General features: G+C 54.9%; 1 tRNA gene and 2 rRNA genes. All 3 read left to right on the forward strand.

The annotated features are described in order from the left end of the window. The first annotated feature begins 66 nt into the window (after positions 1–66). The 3 genes from V7S63_RS28645 to V7S63_RS28655 all read left to right on the forward strand — a co-directional run bounded on the left by V7S63_RS28645 (position 67) and on the right by V7S63_RS28655 (position 3,247). Positions 67–2,883 (forward strand): 23S ribosomal RNA (locus V7S63_RS28645). A gap of 77 nt (positions 2,884–2,960) precedes the next feature. Beyond that, positions 2,961–3,075, forward strand: a 5S ribosomal RNA gene (rrf, locus tag V7S63_RS28650). A 95-nt stretch (positions 3,076–3,170) separates the two neighbouring features. Then, a tRNA-Met gene (locus V7S63_RS28655) sits at positions 3,171–3,247 on the forward strand. Positions 3,248–3,251: the final 4 nt, after the last annotated feature.

Below are 3,251 nucleotides of genomic sequence, written 5' to 3' on the forward strand. Positions count from 1 at the left end.
TGTCGTAAAAGTGGTTCCCACTTTTACGGGGCGGTCGAAGATCTCGCGGACATCGATCATGAGAACGATCAAGTGCCTTAAGAGCATTCGGTGGATGCCTTGGCGCTGAGAGGCGATGAAGGACGTGATACGCTGCGATAAGCCGTGGGGAGCTGCGAATGAGCTTTGATCCGCGGATTTCCGAATGGGGAAACCCACCTTCGATCTCTGTTATTCCAAGGACAGGCTCCGGCCTGTGCTTGGGCCTGTCTTCGGACTAACAGAGATCACAAGAAGGTATTGAACTCTGAATACATAGGGGTTCAAAGCTAACCCAGGGAACTGAAACATCTAAGTACCTGGAGGAAAGGACATCAACGAGACTCCGTTAGTAGTGGCGAGCGAACGCGGACCAGGCCAGTGCTCGACTGTGCGTTACCGGAAGTGGTTGGGAAACCACGCATCAATGGGTGATAGCCCCGTACGGATCTGCAATCAGTCGAGACATGAGTAAGGCGGGACACGTGAAATCCTGTCTGAACGTGGGGGGACCACCCTCCAAGCCTAAGTACTCCTCAGCGACCGATAGTGAACAAGTACCGTGAGGGAAAGGTGAAAAGCACCCCGACGAGGGGAGTGAAACAGCACCTGAAACCGAATGCTTACAAACAGTGGGAGCTCAAGGTTCGTCCTGGGTGACCGCGTACCTTTTGTATAATGGGTCAGCGACTTAGTCTGACGAGCAAGCTTAAGCCGCTAGGCGTAGGCGCAGCGAAAGCGAGTCTGAACAGGGCGTTCAGTTCGTCGGATTAGACCCGAAACCGGGTGATCTAGCCATGAGCAGGTTGAAGGTAAGGTAACACTTACTGGAGGACCGAACCGGTGCCTGTTGAAAAAGTCTCGGATGACTTGTGGCTAGGGGTGAAAGGCCAATCAAACTCGGAAATAGCTGGTTCTCCGCGAAAGCTATTTAGGTAGCGCCTCGCGTGAATACTCTCGGGGGTAGAGCACTGGATGGGTGCGGGGTACTTACCGTATTACCAAACCTAACCAAACTCCGAATACCGAGAAGTACTGCGCGGGAGACACACGGCGGGTGCTAACGTCCGTCGTGGAGAGGGAAACAACCCTGACTTACAGCTAAGGCCCCCAATTCGTGGCTAAGTGTGAAAGGATGTGGGAATCCCAAAACAACCAGGAGGTTGGCTTAGAAGCAGCCATCCTTTAAAGAAAGCGTAACAGCTCACTGGTCTAAACAAGGGTTCCTGCGCCGAAAATGTATCGGGGCTCAAGCCACGAGCCGAAGCTTAAGGTTTGCACTTTGTGCAAGCGGTAGCGGAGCGTTCCATAAGCCAACGAAGGGAGACCCGTGAGGGCTCCTGGAGGTATTGGAAGTGCGAATGCTGACATGAGTAACGACAAACAGTGTGAAAGACACTGTCGCCGAAAGTCCAAGGGTTCCTGCGTAAAGTTAATCTCCGCAGGGTTAGCCGGCCCCTAAGGCGAGGCCGAAAGGCGTAGTCGATGGGAATGCGGTGAATATTCCGCAGCCAGTTGGTAGTGACGGATCGCGTACGCTGTCAGGTCTTATTGGATTGACCTGGCTTCCAAGCGGTTCCTGGAAATAGCTCCAACATCAGACCGTACCCGAAACCGACACAGGTGGACTGGTAGAGTATACCAAGGCGCTTGAGAGAACTATGCTGAAGGAACTCGGCAATTTACCTCCGTAACTTCGGGATAAGGAGGCCCAGTGCTTAGGCAACTAGGCATTGGGGGCACAGACCAGGGGGTAGCGACTGTTTAACTAAAACACAGGGCTCTGCGAAATCGTAAGATGACGTATAGGGTCTGACGCCTGCCCGGTGCCGGAAGGTTAAAAGGAGGTGTGCAAGCACCGAATTGAAGCCCCGGTAAACGGCGGCCGTAACTATAACGGTCCTAAGGTAGCGAAATTCCTTGTCGGGTAAGTTCCGACCTGCACGAATGGCGTAACGACTTCCCCGCTGTCTCCAGCATAGACTCAGTGAAATTGAATTCCCCGTGAAGATGCGGGGTTCCTGCGGTCAGACGGAAAGACCCCGTGCACCTTTACTGCAGCTTTGCGCTGGCATTCGTGTCGGCATGTGTAGGATAGGTGGTAGACTTTGAAGCCGGGGCGCCAGCTCTGGTGGAGTCATCCTTGAAATACCACCCTTATCGTCATGGATGTCTAACCGCGACCCGTCATCCGGGTCCGAGACAGCGCATGGCAGGCAGTTTGACTGGGGCGGTCGCCTCCCAAAGAGTAACGGAGGCGTGCGAAGGTGGGCTCAGAGCGGTCGGAAATCGCTCGTTGAGTGCAATGGCATAAGCCTGCCTGACTGCGAGACTGACAAGTCGAGCAGAGTCGAAAGACGGCCATAGTGATCCGGTGGTCCCGCGTGGAAGGGCCATCGCTCAACGGATAAAAGGTACGCCGGGGATAACAGGCTGATGATTCCCAAGAGTCCATATCGACGGAATCGTTTGGCACCTCGATGTCGGCTCATCACATCCTGGGGCTGGAGAAGGTCCCAAGGGTTCGGCTGTTCGCCGATTAAAGTGGTACGTGAGCTGGGTTCAGAACGTCGTGAGACAGTTCGGTCCCTATCTGCCGTGGGTGTAGGAGAATTGAGAGGATCTGCCCTTAGTACGAGAGGACCGGGGTGGACGTACCTCTGGTGGACCTGTTGTGGCGCCAGCCGCAGTGCAGGGTAGCTATGTACGGTCGGGATAACCGCTGAATGCATCTAAGCGGGAAACCCACCTCAAAACGAGTTCTCCCTCGAGAGCCGTGGAAGACGACCACGTTGATAGGCCGGGTGTGTAAGCAGGGTAACCTGCTCAGCTTACCGGTACTAATTGCTCGATCGGCTTGATCGTTCTCATGATCAATGTCCGCGACACCAACACAAACGCGACAACACAAAAGACCATATGCTTGCCATATCCTTCGCCGGCCCGGTGGCTTGAGCGAGGAGCCAGAACCCGATCCCATCCCGAACTCGGCCGTTAAACTCCTCAGCGCTGATGGTACTGTGTCTCAAGACCCGGGAGAGTAGGTCGTTGCCGGGCCTGTCAAGGATATCCCTCATCACATGACGTGACAGCGCGCGGCGCCAGGTGCCCAAAAGCACCCAGCGCCGCGTTGCCGTTTAAAAAAACCTTACCGCGGGGTGGAGCAGCCCGGTAGCTCGTCAGGCTCATAACCTGAAGGTCGTCAGTTCAAATCTGGCCCCCGCAACCAAATC

This window comes from Allobosea sp. CCNWLY174, assembly GCF_037120455.1.
In the GTDB taxonomy this organism is placed as follows: Bacteria; Pseudomonadota; Alphaproteobacteria; order Rhizobiales; family Beijerinckiaceae; genus Allobosea; species Allobosea lupini.